The sequence below is a fragment of the Streptomyces sp. NPDC023541 genome (assembly GCF_055559995.1).
In genome coordinates this window covers 44,480-60,439 of record NZ_JBVHJO010000020.1, presented here as the reverse complement: position 1 = coordinate 60,439, position 15,960 = coordinate 44,480, and the positions used below count along the sequence as shown (strand labels likewise).

The following is a 15,960-nucleotide window of genomic DNA, read 5'->3' as shown; positions in this document are numbered from 1 at the left end:
GCTGCCGGTGCGCCTCGATGATGATTTCCACGGCCGCCACTGCGACCTGAGCAGTACGGCGAAGCGACCGCGGCGAGACGCCGGGCGCCTTCAGGGCGCCGTCCACGAGGAGGGAGCAGACATGCTGTACGGCGCAGTCGTGGTCACCCCGCAGGGCCCGCACCTGATGACCGCTTCCGCCGCGAGCCCCGTCGTCGCGCAGCTGCTGACGCAGGCCGCCGCCTCCCAGGCGCCGCCCACGGCCCAGGCCGTGCCCGCCACCGCCGCCCGCGGCGCCGGCTCCGGTGCCGGCGTCCTGCTCGCCCTCGCCGGGGTGGCGGCCGGCGCCCTCGTCTCCCTCGGTGGGCTCCGCGGCGGCCGCGCCGTCACCGCCGTTCCCGGCGCCTCCGCCCTCGTCGGCCTGGCCGGGGCCGCTCTCGCACACAGCTGGCTGGGCGTCCTCACCGGCCACTGGTGGGCCGCGGCGGGAGCCCGGGCCCTGACCGTCGCCGCAGTCGCCGCAGTCGCCGCGGGCGTCGCCGGCCTCCACGCGCTGCTGGGCAAGCCCGGCATCGGCCCTCGGCGCCTTCCTGATCGTCCTCCCCGCGATCCGTTCTCCGGCGCCGCGGGCGCACCGCAGAAGCTGCCCGAGCCCGCCGGGGTCATCGGCCAGGGGCTGCCACCGCGGGCAGCTCACTGCTCCGCACCGCGACCGACCCCACGAGCAACACTCAGGCCACCAACAAGGTCGCCGTGAGGACGAAGGGATCGGACTTCACCCCTCACGCGCCCCTGCGGCTCTAGGACACTGGCCGACACCTACACCTCCCTGACTGGCCAGGAGACCCACGGCGGCCTGGCCGACTGGCGGCTCCTCTCGGTGCCGCCCACCACCGCTACCACCGGCGGCGGCGCCTCGACCGGACCGGCCATCGTGACCGTGGACGTCGGCCTGGACGTCACCCTCACGGTCACCGCCGGGGCCCGGCCCCCCGTAGGGGACACCGTCTGCATGGAGGAGAACCCGTTTGAGATTCCGCTGCCCCCGGAGATCCTCCGGCCACTCACGCGCCTGGTGATGGACCTCTCCTACACAGTTGGCCGCAGCACGCGGCGCCCGCGTCATCGCGGTCGCATCAGCGGAGGACCACGACTACGCCCGACAGCTCGGCGCGACCGAGTTCGTCGACTACCGCACCACTGACGTCGCGGACGCGGTTCGTGCCGCGCACCCTGAAGACATCGACGCGGTTGTGGACCTGGTCGATGACCGCGAGGTGGTGGCCCAGAAGATCGCCCCGCTGCTGCGCAAGGGCGGCCGTCTGGCCAGCACCATCTTCGCCGCCGACCCCGACGCACTCGCCGAGGCCGGTGTCCGCGCCGTCAACTTCAACTACCGGGCCACCGACGACGACATGGCCGAACTGGGCCGACTCGTCTCCACCGGCGCACTGCGCGTAGGAGAGACGACCACCTATCCGCTGACCGCCATGGACCAGGCCTACACAGCCTCCACCAGCGGCCACGTCCGCGGAAAACTCGTCATCACCACGGCCTGACCCGGCCCCCTCGCCGACACGCGACCCGCAGCCGACAGTGCCTGCCGGACAGCCCGCGCCCCTCACAAGGCCACGCCCCGCACAAGACCACGCCCGCACAAGGAGCACGTTGTGACCCGCGCTGAAGAACTCGCCCGCTGTTTCTACGAGGCATCGACACCGACAACCCCGACCTCCTCGACGACACGCTCGCCCTTGACTGGACTCCTCAGCCGCTCGTTCCTGGAAACCCGGGCGGCCCGGAAGGCCAGAAGCAGACGCTGCGCATGCTGCACAGTGTCTTCGAGGACCTCCACTACACGGTCGAGGACTTCTTCGGCGCCCTCCAGCAGATGACAGGCCCGGCTGCAGCCTGACGCGGCGCCGGAGAAAGCTACGGGTGGCCACGGCCGTCGACTGCCGGACCACACACCTCATCGACGCGGTACGCACCGCGCTTCTAGGGGCGTCACAGCCTTCCTGCCGGCCCGCCCCTCCTCTTGCAGAGCACTACCGCCGGGGCGGTGGTCCAAGCACCGTGGGCGCCGGCGCAGAGCACCGTCGATGTTCCCCGCGGTTCGAGGCGACCACTCTCGGGACCGACGACCGCCTTCTTGCTGATCCACCGATTCGGTACGGCACGTGCGACCAACTGGCCACTCAGGCCGGAGCGGGGCTTTACGGTGAGTGACCTCATCGGACCAGCGCCGCCAGCAGCGGAACCCGGGTGCGCTCCGTTTGGTCGCGGTGGGCTCGGCGGCGCGCGGCGTGCACACTGCGCCGAGCCAGGCAGAGCTCGCCTGCAGGAACGTGGCAGGTCGGACAGGCTTCAGCGAACGCACCGTGCCGGAACTGGCGGTGTGTCTCGTACGCGGCGTCGAAGGCCGCATCGACAACGGAAGCCGGTATCAGCGCTGGGGCGGTACTCACGTGGGGCATCTCCTCACACAGGGGGCGCGGCGGCCTCGGCCCTCACACTCCACACGTCGGACAAGCGGCTCCATGCGCATTCCCCCGTTAGCGCAGTTCAACAGGGTGGATGTCGCTTCAGCGGGGGCGCGACGACCAGGCCCTCGCTGCGCGGGTCACCGGCTCCGGTGAACGGGTGGAAGAAGACGCCTCGCCGCTCGCACTCCTCCATCAGGGGCCAGGGCAGGCCAGCCGCAACCTCGACCCCGTACAGGTGGCCGATGCCACGGACATCTCGCACAGGCGCCCAAGAGGCAAGGGACAGCCCTTAGGCACTCGCCGCGAGCCGTGAAAGCGCCGAAGTCCACGGACTCCAGCTCATCCAGGACCCCGAGGCAGGCCGCCGCCATGAGGGGGCCATCGTGCCCATGGCGGGCAGCGGGTCTGAGTCCTTGTGACGCAGCAGCGGCCATCCGGGGGCACGAAGGCGCCGCCCGTGGTCCCGTTGATCGGCTCGATCAGCACCGCCGCGACGTTCTCCGCACCCCGGCTGTCGATCGCCCGCGCCACCTCGCCGGCGCACGAGGCATCACACCGTGCCCTTCATGCGCGTGGCCGTGCGTCGGCGGGTAGGGCGCCGGGAATGCGGGGCCAAGACCGTAGCGGTCTTCCGGGCGGGGGTTGCAGATCTGGTTGCCCGCAACCCCGAGGGCGAACATGCTGTGACCGGGGTACGACAGGCTGGCCGTCAGGATGTCCCCGCGCCGCTTCCCGTCGCGGGCCCGCACGATGTTCCGCGCCAGGCCCACCGCGACTTCCACGCCGAGGGTTCCGCACGTGGTCAGCGCGACAGAGTCCTCCGGGCGGCCCACCGCTTGGCACAGGCGGTCCATCAGCTCCATCTGGATGTGGGGCTGTACGACGGCGGCACCACCGAACGAGTAGCGGGAGAACTGCCGCCCGATGCGGGAGAGAACCGCCGGACTGCCCTGCCCGACGTTCACAGAGAAGGCCGCTCGATCCGTCGAAAATCCGGCGGCCATCGGCGCAGTGCAGCCAGGGCCCGTTCGAACCCACGGCTTCGAAGTCCGGCAGGGGCTTGGACGACGTCAACAGACGTTCGCGTTGGCGCAAGGACCGATCCACGAAGAAGTCCCTTCCTCGGAGTGCTCACTGGGAGGGTGGAAAGTGCGCGGCGATGGTGGACCGCGGCAACTCCAAGACCACCGCACCAGAACGCGGTACAACAGTCCGTAGCCGCAGGGATGCAAGGAGTTTGCATGTCATGCAAGAGGCCCGACCGGGGCCCCGGCTACGGGGGCCGCCTCGGACCGGTCAGGAATGGAGAAGCCCCGGCAGCCCTCCACCCCCTAGCGTGAGGGACATGGCAACCACCACGCACACCCCGGCCCCCACGTCCCTCGCGTCCGTCACCATCGAGGTCACCGACCTCGAAGCCGCCCGCCGCTTCTACAGCGCCTTCGGCGTGGACAGGTACGTGCGCCTGCGGGCGTCCGAGTCGCACTCCTCCGGATTCCGCGGCTTCACCCTGGCCCTCACCGTGGCCGGGCCCGCAACCGTCGACGGCTTCGTCGCCGCCGCGGTGGACGCCGGCGCCACCGTGCTGAAGCCCGCCGCGAAGTCGCTGTGGGGCTACGGCGGCATCGTCCAGGCTCCCGACGGGACGATCTGGAAGATCGCGACCTCGGCGAGGAAGGACACCGGTCCCGCCACCCGCGAGATCGACGAGGTCGTCCTGCTGATCGGCGTCGAGGACGTGAAAGCCACCAAGCAGTGCTACGTCGCCCGCGGTCTGACCGTGGGCAAGAGCTTCGGCGGCAAGTACGCCGAGTTCACCGCCGCTGGGTCCAGCCCCGTCAAGCTGGCGCTGTACAAGCGCCGCGCCCTGGCCAAGGACCTCGGTGTCCCCGTCGACGGCGCCGGCTCGCACCGCATCGTCCTCGGCGGCACCCCCGACGCCTTCACCGACCCCGACGGGTTCACCTGGGAAGCCCCCGTGCAGTCCTGACCCCGACCGCGCGGGAACGCCGATCAGGCCGCCGCGCCGGCCGCCACCACGCGCGCGTTGTCGACGTACAGGCACAACGCGCCGTCCTCGGGGCACCGCAGGCCGACCGTGACACCCCGCACCGCCCCGTCCGCCGCGAATGCCAGGGCGACCGCGACGTGGAACACGTCGTGGCCGGCGGGGCAGCGGGGCAGGTCCGACGCCTCGAAGCCCGGGCCCGGCGAGGCCGGCGGCAGCGGCGCCTCGGACGGCTTGAGCCGCCACGGATGGGCGACCGGGTGCACGTCGCCGTCCGTGACGCCGAGCGGTATGCAGCAACCCACGCAGAAGCACTCGCCCTTGGCGACCTCGAAGCCGTCCTCGTCCGCGTCGCACATCACGCACCGGGCGATCCGCGCGTCGACGCGTCCGCCCGGCGCCGTACGGGCAGCACCGCGCACCATGCGCAGGAGGTCCTCGGGCCCGGCGGACGGCTTCCCGTCCGCTGCGCACGTCCACACGGCTTCGCGATCCATGGGGTGGATCCTCGCACGCCGCGTCCGTTCCATGATCATGCGGTGGGCGAAAACCAGCGGTGGGGGAGTGATCGGAACTGCTTGGATGCAGCCATGACCACTCTCCTTCCCGCTGAATACGAGATATCCGCCGACTCCGCACGGATCGACAACGCGCTGGTCCACCAGTGGCTGTCGCAGGACGCGTACTGGGCCCGCGACCGGTCCCGGGAGAAGCAGGACCGGGCCATCGCCGGCTCCCTCAACTTCGGCGTCTACGAACGGGCTTCCGGTGCGCAGGTCGGCTATGCCCGCGTGGTGACCGACCACGCCGACTTCGCCTGGCTCTGCGACGTGTACATCTCCCCGCACGTGCGCGGCAAGGGGATCGGCACCGCGCTCGTCACCGCGGTGTGCGACCACCTCGCCCCGTACGACCTGCGGCGCGTCCTGCTGGCCACCGCGGACGCGCACACGGTCTACGCCAAGATCGGCTTCGCCCCGCTGGAGGCGCCCGAGCGGTGGATGACACTCGGCAGCCAGTGAACCACCCGGCCCCGGCCCCGCCCCGTCGGTGACGGAACGGGCCGGAGCGGAGCGGAGGCCGTCGGCCTCGCGCTCCACTCGGGCCCCGGGCCGGCCCGTAACCCGGTGCAGGAGGAGCGGGCCGTTGCGGCCGTAACCGGTGGAGTGCGGGCCGGCCGGGGAGTGCCACCAGCCGCCCCCCGCCCGGGCCTCTTCGAAGGTGTCGCCGAAGACGAACAGCATCCGGCCGTCGGGCAGCCGGACCGGGATGCCGAGGTTCGTGGCCTTCGTACACCTCTCGCGCTCCCCAACCGGACCGGCGGCCCGGGCGTTACGCCTCCAGACCCCCCAGGTGGTGCGTGAAGTGGTCGGCGAGCGGGGCCAGCCAGTCGGGCCGTGCGTTGCCGAGGAGGTGGTCGCCGTGCGGGACGGACAGGTAGGTGCCGTGCGGGGCCAGGCGGGCCAGCGGTTCGGCATTGGTGACGCCGGGGATCACGTCCTGGCCCCCGTCCACGACCAGGAGCGGGGCCGTGATGCGGGAGGCCAGGGCGGTGAGATCCACGTGGCGGGCGAAATCGCGGGCGGCGCGCGTGCCTCCGGCACGCTCGGCCATGATGTCCCGTACCGGCGGGGGAAGTTCGTCCCAGTCGAGGCGGAAGGGGCCGCTGACGGTGGCGACCGCGGCCACGCGCGGCTCCAGCGCGGCGCTCCGGGCCGCGAAATAGCCGCCCAGGCTGAGGCCGACGAGTCCGACCCGTGCGACACCGAGCGCATCGACGACCCGGCTCACGATCTGCTCGTAGTCCGGCCTGAAGACGGTTGCGGCAGCGAGGACGCCCTGCCCGGGGCCGTCCATCGTGAACACCGCCAGTCCCCTGGCCGTCAGCGCGGACGCCAGGTCGAGGAATTCCTCCTTCGCCGAGTCCAGACCGGGCACGACGACCACGGTGCCGACGGCGTCGGCGGGGCCGCGCAGCCAGCCGGTGAATCCCTCGCCGCTCACCCGCCGCGCATGGGGTTCCAGCGCGGCGAGCGCCCGGCCCAGGGCGTGGTCCGCCTCGACGGCGGCGCGGTGTGCCTGCGCGTACGGCGCGAGCGTGGCGGCGTGGAACCAGCGGGCCGCCATCAGCAGGTACTCGCCCGCCGAGACCGGCGAGGCCGCCTGATCCGCCCGCCGGAGGTAGGCGTGCCCGGTGTCGAAGAAGGCCGGCCCCCAGTCGGAGAGGGAGGCGAGGCCGTCGGTGACGCGCCGGTACTCGTGCGGGTCGAGGCCCGCGCCGAGCGCGCGCGTGTACTGGGCGGCGGCGAAATCGGGGACGTTCACCGCGTTCCTCCCGTCAGCAGGACGGCCTTGCCGCGTATGCGGCGCTCTCGCAGATCGACCAGCGTGTCGGCGGTCGCGGCCCAGCCGGTGATCGAGCCGATCTCCGGATGCAGCCGACCCCGCTCCACGAGCCGCACCAGCGCCGCGAGATCGGATCCGTACGGGGCGCCGGCGTAGTGGAAGTGCCGGATCGTGACGCGCTCGGGTCCGCCGAGCAGTCGGAAGAAGTCCAGGATGGCAAGCGTGCGGCTCGCCTGGCCGAACCACACGAGCGTTCCTCCCGGCCGGACCTTCGAGAGCGCGAGGGCCAGATCCGGCCCGCCCGTGGACTCCAGCACGACGTCGAACGTTCCTTCGGCCGCCGCGACCCCCTGCACCACGTGCGCGCCCAGCTCCACGAGCCGCTCACCACGCCCGGGCGTGGCCGTCACCGCGGTCAGCTCGGCCCCGGCCCCGACGGCCAGCTCCGTGACGTAGTGGCCGACCCCGCCCGAAGCACCGGTCAGCAGCACCCGCAGACCCGCCACGGGGCCGGCCGTCCGCAGCAGACGCAGCGCGGTGATCCCGGCCAGCGGCAGGGCCGCCGCCCGTACGCTGTCGATGCCGTCCGGGAGCGCCGCGAGCGAGTGCGTGGGCACGGCGGCGTACTCGGCCCAGCCGCCCTGCGCCGGATGTCCGACGACACGGGCGCCGATGCCGGGACCCGAGCCGTCCGCCGCGGCCTGCACGACGAGCCCCGCGACGTCCTTGCCGGGCAGCCACCCCGGCCGCGGGTCTTCGAGGAGGAACGTCTCGCCCCGGTTCGGCGCGAACGCCTCGACCTTGACCAGGACCTCATCGGGCTCCGGGACGGGCTGGGGGACCTCGGCGAAAGCGACCGGACGCTCCGCCTCCCCGGTGGGAATCAGTCTTCGCATGCCGACAATCCAACGCCCGCCGCCATCCCGGGATCCAACAACGCACCAGCACGGCCGACAACCGTCGGTTGTGACCTATGGTGGGAGCCGTGGATCTCGACCTCGCACAGGTACGCGCCTTCGTGCACGCCGCAGAGGAACTGCACTTCGGCCGGGCGGCGGGGATGCTCGCCATCACCCAACAGGGACTGTCCAAACGGATCTCGCGACTTGAATCCCTGCTCGGAACCCGGCTGTTCCAGCGTGACGGCAACGGGGTGCGCCTCACCGAGGCCGGAGCGCGTTTCCTCCCACCCGCCCGGCAGACCGTGACCGCCGCCGACGCCGCGGTCGCCGCGGCGGTCGGGAAGGACCGTCCGCTGCACGTGGACGTCTGGGGGCACCTCTACGCACCGATGCGGACCCTGGCCCAGGTCGCGGGGCGAGCCGGCGAGCTGGTGATGGGGCACGGGCGCGATCTCCCGTCGGTGACGGACGCGCTGCTGCACGGCGACATCGACGCGGCCTTCGGCCGGGTCCACCCGCCCCTGGACACCGCACTGGTACACCGCCTCGTCCGCCTGGAACCGGTGGACGCCGTACTGAGCGCGGACCATCCGCTCGCGGCCGCGGGGGAGCTCCGGCCCGACCAGTTGCGCGGCAGCGTCCTGTGGGCACCCGGTGCGCTGCAGCGGCTCGACTTCCTCCACCAGTTCGCCGAGCGGTTCGGGATCCGGAAAAGGGCCGCGAGCGTCAATCTGGGCCTCGCCCACTTCCTCGCCGAGGTGGCCGGCGATCCGCACCGCTTCTCTCTGCTGCCCGCGGACGTGCCCCTGCCGGAGGTCGCCGGGCTGCGCTCCGTACCCCTGGTGGACCCCACGCCGCTGTACGCCTGGTCGCTGCTGTGGCGCAGCGGCGACGGACACCCGGGCCTGAACGGCCTCACCGCGGCCTGCGCGGAAGAAGCGCGGCACAGGCGCTGGCTGGAGTACGACCCGACGCGCGACTGGCTGCCGGACCCGCCCGCGAACGCAACGGGGACGACCGGCTGACGGCGTGCACGCGCATATCGGGGGCGGATCCCGGCACCGCACACGGAGGCCGACAGTCACAGCCCGCGAATGTTGTGGGTCTGCGCCTTCGCCATGAGGGGGAGATCATGATGGTGTGGTGCAGTGAGGTTCGGCTCGGGTGCGAAGGACAGGCAAGCTGTGCGGGAGGCGGAGTTCGTAACGGTCGCGGGGCTGGTCGCGGCGGTTGCACAGGGGGACAGCGGCGCGCTGTGGCGGCTGGAGGGCGCAGACCGGCAGCTGGACGCGAACCTGGTGCGTCACCTGCCCGGGACCGGCGGGGCGGCGTACACCGAGGCCGAGGTCGACGTCATGCTGGTCGTCGTCGCGGGCGGCGGGACCCTCACCCTGGACGGCACCAAGTCCCGGCTGGCCCCCGGATTCATCGGACTGCTGCCGCGCGGCACCTCCCGCGCACTACTGGCCGGCCCCGAGGGCCTGCTCGTGCTGACCGTGCACCACAGGCGCCGCGGAATGAGCATCGGACGGAGCACCCCTGCCGTCGCCCCCGAGCCCTGCGCGCTCCACCTGGTGTGCCCCCGGTGCCACCGCCACGCGATCGAGGCGGACGCCCGCTACTGCACCGGCTGCGGCACGGCCCTGAAGGAGCGCCCCGAGCCCCGGTAGGGGCCGTCGGACGCCGTGAGCCGCGTTGTCACGTGGGGGTGGCGGTGACGGGAGCTATGGTGACACAGAGTCAGAAGTGTCGGGTTCCGTGCCGTGGGTGCGGGACGTCCCTCCGGAAAGGCTTGCGCCCGTGTCTGCTGCACTCTCCGATGATCTGAAGCGCCTCATCGACGATTCCCCCGTGTTCGCGACGGTGGCGACCATCCAGCCCGACGGCAGCCCGCAACTGTCCGTGACATGGCTCAGGCGCGACGGCGACCAGCTGCTCATCTCCACGACGGTGGGCCGCAGGAAGGAACAGAACCTGCGCCGTGACCCCCGTATCACCGTGATGATCAACCCGCACGACGCGCCGTACACCTACGCCGAAGTGCGCGGCACGGCCGAGCTGAGCGAGGAGGGCGGCCAGGAGCTGATCAACGAACTCTCGCGCAAGTACACGGGCAAGGACTACCGCGACTTCAACCCCGCCTCCGTCGACGATGCCGCACGCGTCGTGGTACGGGTCGTTCCCCGCAAGGTCGTCGGCTCGCTCTAGCGCGGCCGGCCCCGTGGAGGTCCCGGACCGGCCGAACCGGGCCGGGGCGTCCGCGGTGAGCTGCGGGTATCAGGCGGCCAGCTCCTGCTGGGGCGCGGCGGAGGGAAGTTCCTGCCCCGACCTGTTCTTCACGAGTTCGACGTTCTCGACGAACAACTGGAAGAGCAGCTGGCTCGCACCGAGCTCCCGGCCGTTCTTGCCGTTGTTCCCCTGGGCGATGCCCAGGCTGTACGGTTCCTTGTCCTCGGCCTTGACGCCGATGTAGCCGCCCAGCGTGCCCTCGTTCGGGTTCGCGTTCTTGTAGTCCCCGCCGCGCTCGTTCGCCTTGCGGATGTAGTCGTTCTTGTAACCCGGCCCGAGGGCCATATGGGCCTGGTCGAAGAGGAGTTCGTGGGCCCCGGGCTTCAGCGTGAACTTCAGCTGGACGGCGTAGGGGGCTCCCTGGGTCTCGTAGTACCCGTCGGCCTGGCCCTGGTCGCCGAGGTGGGCCCCGATGGTCATGCCGGTGTAGCCCTTCTCCCTGAACTCCTTCGCCGAGCCGGTGGCGGAGGCCACGTACGCCAGCATCTCCTCCCGTGCGGCTGTGTCGCCCCAGTAGGCGAGCGCGCTCTCGGCCTCCTCGAAACTCATGGACCTGTACAGCTCCATCCGCCCGGCGCCCTCGTCCTTGCGCCGCAGTTCCTCCAGCAGCGCGGGGCCGACGGTCTTGATGATCTCGTCGATCGTGCGCGCCGGCTTGCTGGCCTTGAACTTCTTCGCGGCCTTCTTGGAATCGGCCATGTGCGTGGCCCTGGCCTTGGCGTTGCTGCTGCTGGCACCGCCCAGCCCCGCCTTGTCCCGCCAGTACTCCTCCGTCAACCGGTCCTGCGGGTTCTCGACGCGCTGCACCGCGGCGCCGGAACCGGACGCGGTCGAGGGCGCCGAGGGCACCGCCTGGTGCTGCACGTCCATGGCGGCGCGGTGGCCGGGCGCCATGACCCGGCCGGCGTTCGCCTCCGCCTCCCGCTCGAACCGGTCCGACGGGTCGGAGACCTTCAGCCCCGCACCGTTGTCGGTGCCCGCGACCGGTCCCTGGCGCTGCTGGATGACGTGGGTGAGTTCGTGGGCGAGGGTGTGCTTGTCGTTGCCGCCGGCGCCTATGACGACATGGCTTCCGGAGGTGTAGGCGCGTGCCCCGACTTCCGCGGCGGAGGCCTTGGCGGTGCTGTTGTCATGGATGCGGACGTCGGAGAAGTCCGCTCCGAGCCGGGCCTCCATGTCGGTGCGGGTGGCGGTGTCCAGGGGGCGCCCGGGGGCGCGCAGGACGTCGTGCACGGCGGAGCGCTGCACCGCGTGCTCTCCGGGCCGGTGGTGCCCGCATCCGTCGGTGTGCTGGTGCTGTTCCTGGTCCCCGAGCCGGCCGGACCGACGGAGCATCTGCACGACCGCGGCGTTGCCCGCACTGGACTGCAGCGCCAACAGCCCCACGGGAGGTGCGGCCGCCTGCTGCGGAGCCGCGGACTGGCGGGAGGACTGCAGCAACTGGTCGTCGGTCTTCCGCGTCGAGCGGGGGTGCCTGGGACTCACACGATCGCCTTCTCGGTACGTCGGGGAAGCCGCCTCGGGCGGCTGCCGGCCACATCCCCAGGGGCGGTCACACCCGTTGTGACCAGGGGGTCTGACGTATTATCGGCCAACTCGCCAAGGTGAAGGCAATGTTCGGCGCATGGCGTCGACACTCTGCCCGGACGCACACCGGAGCGTGCAACCGAGGTGCCCCTTGAGGCAGACCGTCAGGCCCCGACCGCGCGGGCGGCCTCTGTGGTGAGGCCGGGATACCCGGCCCGGGCGCCCCCTACGGCGCGGCCGGAAGGCGGACGGTGACGACGAGGCCGCCGGTGGGGCGGGGGGACAGGCCGAGCGTTCCGTCGTGGGCGCGGACGATGCTGTGCACGATGGCCAGACCGAGGCCGACGCCGGCGTGCTCGTCGGTGCGTACGCGTTCCGTTCCGCGCTGGAAGGGTTCGGTGAGGGTCGGTACCAGTTCCGGCGGGAGGGGACGGCCCGTGTTCTCGACGCGCAGGACGCACGTGTCGCCGTACGCCTCGGTGTGGACGGTCACAGTGCCGTCGGCGGGGAGGTTGTGGACGATGGCGTTCTGGACGAGGTTCGTCACCATCCGCAGCAGGAGCTCCGCGGAGCCCCTGGTCGGGGCCGTGCCGCCGGTGACGTCGAGGGTGATCCGACGCTGTTCGGCGAGGGGGAGCAGCGTTTCGGCGGCTTCCTCGGCGAGGAGGGAGAGGTCGACGCTCTCGCGGGTGAAGCTGCCGCGGTCGCCGCGGCCGAGTAGGAGGAGGGCCTCCGTGAGGTCGATCGCCCGCGTGTTCACCGTGTGCAGACGTTCGATGATCTCGGCCCGGTCCTGCGTGGGGTCCGTGCGGGCAACGTCGAGGAGCGCCCGCGAGATCGCCAACGGGGTGCGCAGTTCGTGCGAGGCGTTCGCCGCGAACCGCTGCTGCTCGGCGACGTGGGACTCGAGCTGTTCGAGCATCGAGTCGAACGCGTCCGACAGTTCGCGGAACTCGTCCTGACGGCCCTCCATGCGGATCCGGTGGGACAGCGACCCCTTCCCGGCCGTCCGGGCCGCTTCCGTGATCCGCGTGAGCGGCGCCAGCATGCGGCCGGCCAGGAGCCATCCCCCCACCAGGCCGAACACGAGCAGGAAGGCCATCGCCACGGCAGCGGCCGGCGCGAAGGTGTGCACGAGGAGGTAGCGGTTGGGCGAGATCCCGAGCAGGCCCTGGGAGTTGTCGGGCACGTGCCGCAGCAGGAATCCCCACACCACCGCCAGCAGGAGAGCGCCGGCGACGAAGAGGAACCCGGTGTAGCTGAGGGCGAGTTTCATACGGGCGCTGAGCCCGGGGCGTCTACGCATCCGTGGCGCCGGGCGCGGGGGAGGCGGTGCCCGTGGGCGTGTCGATCCGGTAGCCGACGCCCGGCACCGTGGTGATGAGCCACGGTTCGCCGAGCCGTTTGCGCAGAGCGGAGACGGTGATGCGCACGGCGTTGGTGAGGGGGTCGACGTTCTCGTCCCAGGCGCGTTCCAGCAGCTCCTCCGCGCTCACGACGCCGCCCTCGGCGGCGACGAGGACCTCCAGCACGGCGAACTGCTTGCGGGTGAGCGCGACGTAGCGTCCGTCGCGGAACACCTCCCGGCGGAAGGGGTCGACCCGCAGGCCCGCGAGCTCGCGCACCGGGGGCCGGGCGTACGCGCGCCTGCGGTCGAGCGCCCTCAGCCGCAGAACCAGCTCGCGCAGCTCGAACGGTTTCGTGAGGTAGTCGTCGGCGCCCAGCCCGAAGCCGGACGCCTTGTCGTCGATCCGGTCGGCGGCGGTCAGCATGAGGATCGGCATGCCGCTGCCGGAGGCGATGATGCGACGGGCGACCTCGTCGCCGGAGGGGCCGGGGATGTCGCGGTCGAGGACCGCGAGGTCGTAGGAGTTGACGCTGAGCAGTTCCAGGGCGGAGTCGCCGTCACCGGCGATGTCGGCGGCGATCGCCTCCAGCCTCAGACCGTCACGGACGGCCTCGGCCAGGTAGGGCTCGTCCTCCACGATCAATACGCGCATGTCAGAAGCCTAAGCGGCGCACCGTATCGCCGATGTATGCGAAGACACCCGTGCACATCGGACATGGCGCCCCGCTCCCCTCAGGCCGCCGGTGCCAGTGCGGGGCGGGGGCGGTCCGACGGCGTGTCCGGCGCCGTGCGCCACCGGCGGCGCGATGCCAGCGCGGCCAGGGCGGCACCGGCGGCGTTGACCAGTACGTCGTCCACGGAGGACACCCGGTCCAGCTGCAGCACGTACTGCGCGGTCTCCACCAGGACCGAGCAGCCCGCCCCGAGCGCCAGGACCCGCGGCACGGACGCCAGCGCCGCGAACCGCATCGGGGCGAAGAACCCCAGCGACGCGAAGACCAGCAGGTTGCCGACGATCCCGAGCGGTCCCATCGTGATCAGGTCCCGCAGCGGTACGAGGCTCACCCGCCCGGGGACGAGGCCGGACCCGGCGCCCGGCATCAGGATCATCCACACGAACGGCACCGTCCCGTGCACCATGCCCACCTCGGCCAGCGACAGCGGCCACGCCGACGACGCGCCGGCGGCGCGCCGCCTGCGCGCCAGGAGCCACGCCGCCAGGACCGCCAACGGCAGCGTGACCAACGTCAGGAACACGACACCGTTGAACGTGTCGACGCAGCCGTGCCACCGCCCGGCCATGCACGTCGGAGCGGACATCATGAGCGGTCGGCGCAGGACGAACAGGGCGCCCGCCGAGCCGAGGACCGCCAGGCCGAGGAACACGATCCCGCCCGTACGGCGGGGCGGTGCTGACAGGGGTACGCCGTGGTTCATGCCCCCATTCCACACGCAGGGCGGTTGCCGCGACGTATGCGATTTTCGATACACCCGCGACAAGGGCGGCCGAGGGCAGAGCACTCCCGGCGCCGAGGAACCGACCCGCGCGGACGGCTGACATGATGCTCGGATGCCCATCTCGTCCTCTTCCCCCACCGACCTGTGGCTGCGCGGCGTCGCGGTCAACACCGCGGCCCCCGCCGAGGTGCTGTTGCGACTGCTCGACCCGGCCGCCGGGGAAGCCCGGCGGATCCTGTGCGAGGAGCGCCGCCTGCCCGACGAGGTCGTGGACGCGGTCGTCGCGCACCCCGACGCCAAGGTACGCCGGGCACTGGCCGGCAACCCCCATGTCTCGCCGGCCCAGCGCGGCCGTCTGGTCGAGGACCCCCACGACCTGGTGCGTGCGACGGTCGCGGGGGGACCCCACCCGCGCCCGCGTCGGCCGCTGCCACTGCCCGACGACGTCATCGTCACCCTGCTGACCGCCGAGGAAGTCGGCGAACCCCAGAGGCTCACGGTCGTCGAGATCGTGAGTGAGCTCCTGTCCTCCTGGCAGGTTTCCGCATCCTTCCGGTACAGGATGCGCGGGCACGAGCACCCCGCCGTGCGATCCCTCGCCGTCGATGTGTGGGGACTGCTCACCACCGAGGAGCAGCAGGCCCTGCTGACCGATCCTCATCCGGACGTCCGTCGTGCCGCCGAAAGCCACATCCGGGCGGCAGACCCGGCAGCCAGGGAGGCGGAGCTCCCGGACCCCGGCCGCTGGCGCTGGCAGATCCTCAACAACTACGCACTGCCGGATGCCCTGGTCGAAGCGGCGATGGCCGATCCGGACTCCCGGTGGTGCCTCGCCGGCAACCCGTACACGCCTGCCGACGCCGTCGCCCGGCTCGCCCGCGACGCCGACCCCGCGGTGCGCATGCGCGTCGCCGCCCGCGTCGACCTCGACCCGGCCGTGTGGGCCGAGCTCGTGGAGGATCCCCACGAGCAGGTGCGCACGCGCGCCCGGGTGCAGCCGCTGCCCCGCACTCCGGAGCAGTGCCTGGCCGTCGACCACGAGATGGACGAGGGAGCCCACGACTGCGTCTGCACGATCTTCGCGCCGTACACGGAGCCGGACGCGGACTGGTACCGGACCTGCGCCGAATCCGGGGAAGTGGTGCTGCGCCTGGCGGCCGCGACGTGCCCGACACTGCCCGCCGACCTGGTGGCACGGCTGGCGCGGGACCCGCACGAGGAGGTGCGCCACCGGCTGGCCGTACGGCACCCCCTGGCTCCGCCCGCGACCGTCCTCGCGGCCTTCGTCGCCCGGCCCCGGCAACGCCCCTACCTGCTCACGCAGTCAAGGCTGCCGCGGACCGGACTGTCCCACCTGCTCGACCACGAGGACCCGGAGGTACGGGCGCTGGCCGCCGCCGATCCGACCCTCGGGCAGGCTCCCGTGGCCCTGCTCACGGACCCGGACGAGCGTGTCCGCCGCGCCGCCGCGGCCAACCCGCTCTTCGCCGGGGAGACGCTGGAGGCGCTGCTCGACGACCCGGCCACGGCCGAGGGCGCGGCGGCCAACCCGGGCCTGCCGGCCCCGCGACTGCACGCCTTGCTGGACCGGGCGGACCTGCCCCGGTGACCTGCGGA

The 15,960-nt window shown here is 72.2% G+C and carries 16 protein-coding genes; 8 read left to right on the top strand and 8 right to left on the bottom strand.

From position 1 onward, the window contains the following. The first annotated feature begins 121 nt into the window (after positions 1 to 121). On the top strand, positions 122 to 736 hold the full coding sequence (locus tag ACZ3X1_RS32560) for a hypothetical protein (protein ID WP_467282501.1): 615 nt from the start codon (positions 122 to 124) through the stop codon (positions 734 to 736). 340 nt (positions 737 to 1,076) lie between these two features. Next, positions 1,077 to 1,538 (top strand): zinc-binding dehydrogenase, encoded by a 462-nt coding sequence (locus tag ACZ3X1_RS32555; RefSeq protein WP_467282498.1) that lies wholly within the window; start codon positions 1,077 to 1,079, stop codon positions 1,536 to 1,538. A 1,406-nt stretch (positions 1,539 to 2,944) separates the two neighbouring features. Here ACZ3X1_RS32555 and ACZ3X1_RS32550 read toward each other — a convergent pair. Then, positions 2,945 to 3,469, bottom strand: a complete 525-nt coding sequence (locus tag ACZ3X1_RS32550) for an aminotransferase class III-fold pyridoxal phosphate-dependent enzyme (protein ID WP_467282496.1) — start codon at positions 3,467 to 3,469, stop codon at positions 2,945 to 2,947. 341 nt (positions 3,470 to 3,810) lie between these two features. Between ACZ3X1_RS32550 and ACZ3X1_RS32545 the strand changes: the two genes are divergently transcribed. Next, on the top strand, positions 3,811 to 4,455 hold the full coding sequence (locus tag ACZ3X1_RS32545; RefSeq protein WP_467282494.1) for a glyoxalase: 645 nt from the start codon (positions 3,811 to 3,813) through the stop codon (positions 4,453 to 4,455). A gap of 23 nt (positions 4,456 to 4,478) precedes the next feature. Here the strand turns inward: ACZ3X1_RS32545 and ACZ3X1_RS32540 are convergent, their stop codons facing one another. Then, a complete protein-coding gene (locus tag ACZ3X1_RS32540; protein WP_467282492.1) occupies positions 4,479 to 4,970 on the bottom strand; it encodes a hypothetical protein in 492 nt (163 codons plus the stop codon). A gap of 93 nt (positions 4,971 to 5,063) precedes the next feature. On the opposite strand from ACZ3X1_RS32540, the gene ACZ3X1_RS32535 reads away from it, so the two are divergent. Then, a complete protein-coding gene (locus ACZ3X1_RS32535) occupies positions 5,064 to 5,495 on the top strand; it encodes a GNAT family N-acetyltransferase (protein ID WP_467282490.1) in 432 nt (143 codons plus the stop codon). Positions 5,496 to 5,805: 310 nt separating this feature from the next. Here the strand turns inward: ACZ3X1_RS32535 and ACZ3X1_RS32530 are convergent, their stop codons facing one another. Continuing rightward, positions 5,806 to 6,798 (bottom strand): alpha/beta hydrolase family protein, encoded by a 993-nt coding sequence (locus ACZ3X1_RS32530; RefSeq protein ID WP_467282488.1) that lies wholly within the window; start codon positions 6,796 to 6,798, stop codon positions 5,806 to 5,808. Further along, complete coding sequence (locus tag ACZ3X1_RS32525) at positions 6,795 to 7,715, bottom strand: zinc-binding dehydrogenase (RefSeq protein WP_467282486.1); 921 nt, start codon at positions 7,713 to 7,715, stop codon at positions 6,795 to 6,797. The genes ACZ3X1_RS32530 and ACZ3X1_RS32525 overlap by 4 nt, the downstream gene beginning before the upstream one ends. An 89-nt stretch (positions 7,716 to 7,804) precedes the next feature. Between ACZ3X1_RS32525 and ACZ3X1_RS32520 the strand changes: the two genes are divergently transcribed. From ACZ3X1_RS32520 to ACZ3X1_RS32510, 3 genes are all read left to right on the top strand, one after another. Next, positions 7,805 to 8,746 (top strand): LysR family transcriptional regulator, encoded by a 942-nt coding sequence (locus tag ACZ3X1_RS32520; protein WP_467282484.1) that lies wholly within the window; start codon positions 7,805 to 7,807, stop codon positions 8,744 to 8,746. Positions 8,747 to 8,905: 159 nt separating this feature from the next. Next, positions 8,906 to 9,391, top strand: coding sequence for a hypothetical protein (locus ACZ3X1_RS32515; protein WP_467282482.1), 486 nt, complete (start codon positions 8,906 to 8,908; stop codon positions 9,389 to 9,391). 130 nt (positions 9,392 to 9,521) lie between these two features. Beyond that, entirely contained in the window at positions 9,522 to 9,929 is a 408-nt protein-coding gene (locus ACZ3X1_RS32510) for a PPOX class F420-dependent oxidoreductase (RefSeq protein ID WP_390077471.1), read from the top strand. 69 nt (positions 9,930 to 9,998) lie between these two features. Here ACZ3X1_RS32510 and ACZ3X1_RS32505 read toward each other — a convergent pair whose 3' ends face one another. The 4 genes from ACZ3X1_RS32505 to ACZ3X1_RS32490 all read right to left on the bottom strand — a co-directional run bounded on the left by ACZ3X1_RS32505 (position 9,999) and on the right by ACZ3X1_RS32490 (position 14,322). Further along, entirely contained in the window at positions 9,999 to 11,345 is a 1,347-nt protein-coding gene (locus ACZ3X1_RS32505) for an eCIS core domain-containing protein (RefSeq protein WP_467282586.1), read from the bottom strand. A 418-nt stretch (positions 11,346 to 11,763) separates the two neighbouring features. Next, positions 11,764 to 12,843 (bottom strand): sensor histidine kinase, encoded by a 1,080-nt coding sequence (locus ACZ3X1_RS32500; RefSeq protein WP_467282480.1) that lies wholly within the window; start codon positions 12,841 to 12,843, stop codon positions 11,764 to 11,766. Further along, positions 12,836 to 13,537: a response regulator transcription factor gene (locus ACZ3X1_RS32495; protein ID WP_467282478.1), complete on the bottom strand. Its 702-nt coding sequence runs from the start codon at positions 13,535 to 13,537 to the stop codon at positions 12,836 to 12,838. The genes ACZ3X1_RS32500 and ACZ3X1_RS32495 overlap by 8 nt, the downstream gene beginning before the upstream one ends. Positions 13,538 to 13,617: 80 nt before the next feature. Continuing rightward, positions 13,618 to 14,322 carry a VanZ family protein gene (locus ACZ3X1_RS32490; protein WP_467282475.1) on the bottom strand — a complete coding sequence of 235 codons (705 nt, stop codon included), beginning with the start codon at positions 14,320 to 14,322 and terminating at the stop codon, positions 13,618 to 13,620. 133 nt (positions 14,323 to 14,455) lie between these two features. Between ACZ3X1_RS32490 and ACZ3X1_RS32485 the strand changes: the two genes are divergently transcribed. After that, positions 14,456 to 15,952, top strand: coding sequence for a hypothetical protein (locus ACZ3X1_RS32485; protein WP_467282473.1), 1,497 nt, complete (start codon positions 14,456 to 14,458; stop codon positions 15,950 to 15,952). The last annotated feature ends 8 nt before the right edge of the window (positions 15,953 to 15,960 follow it).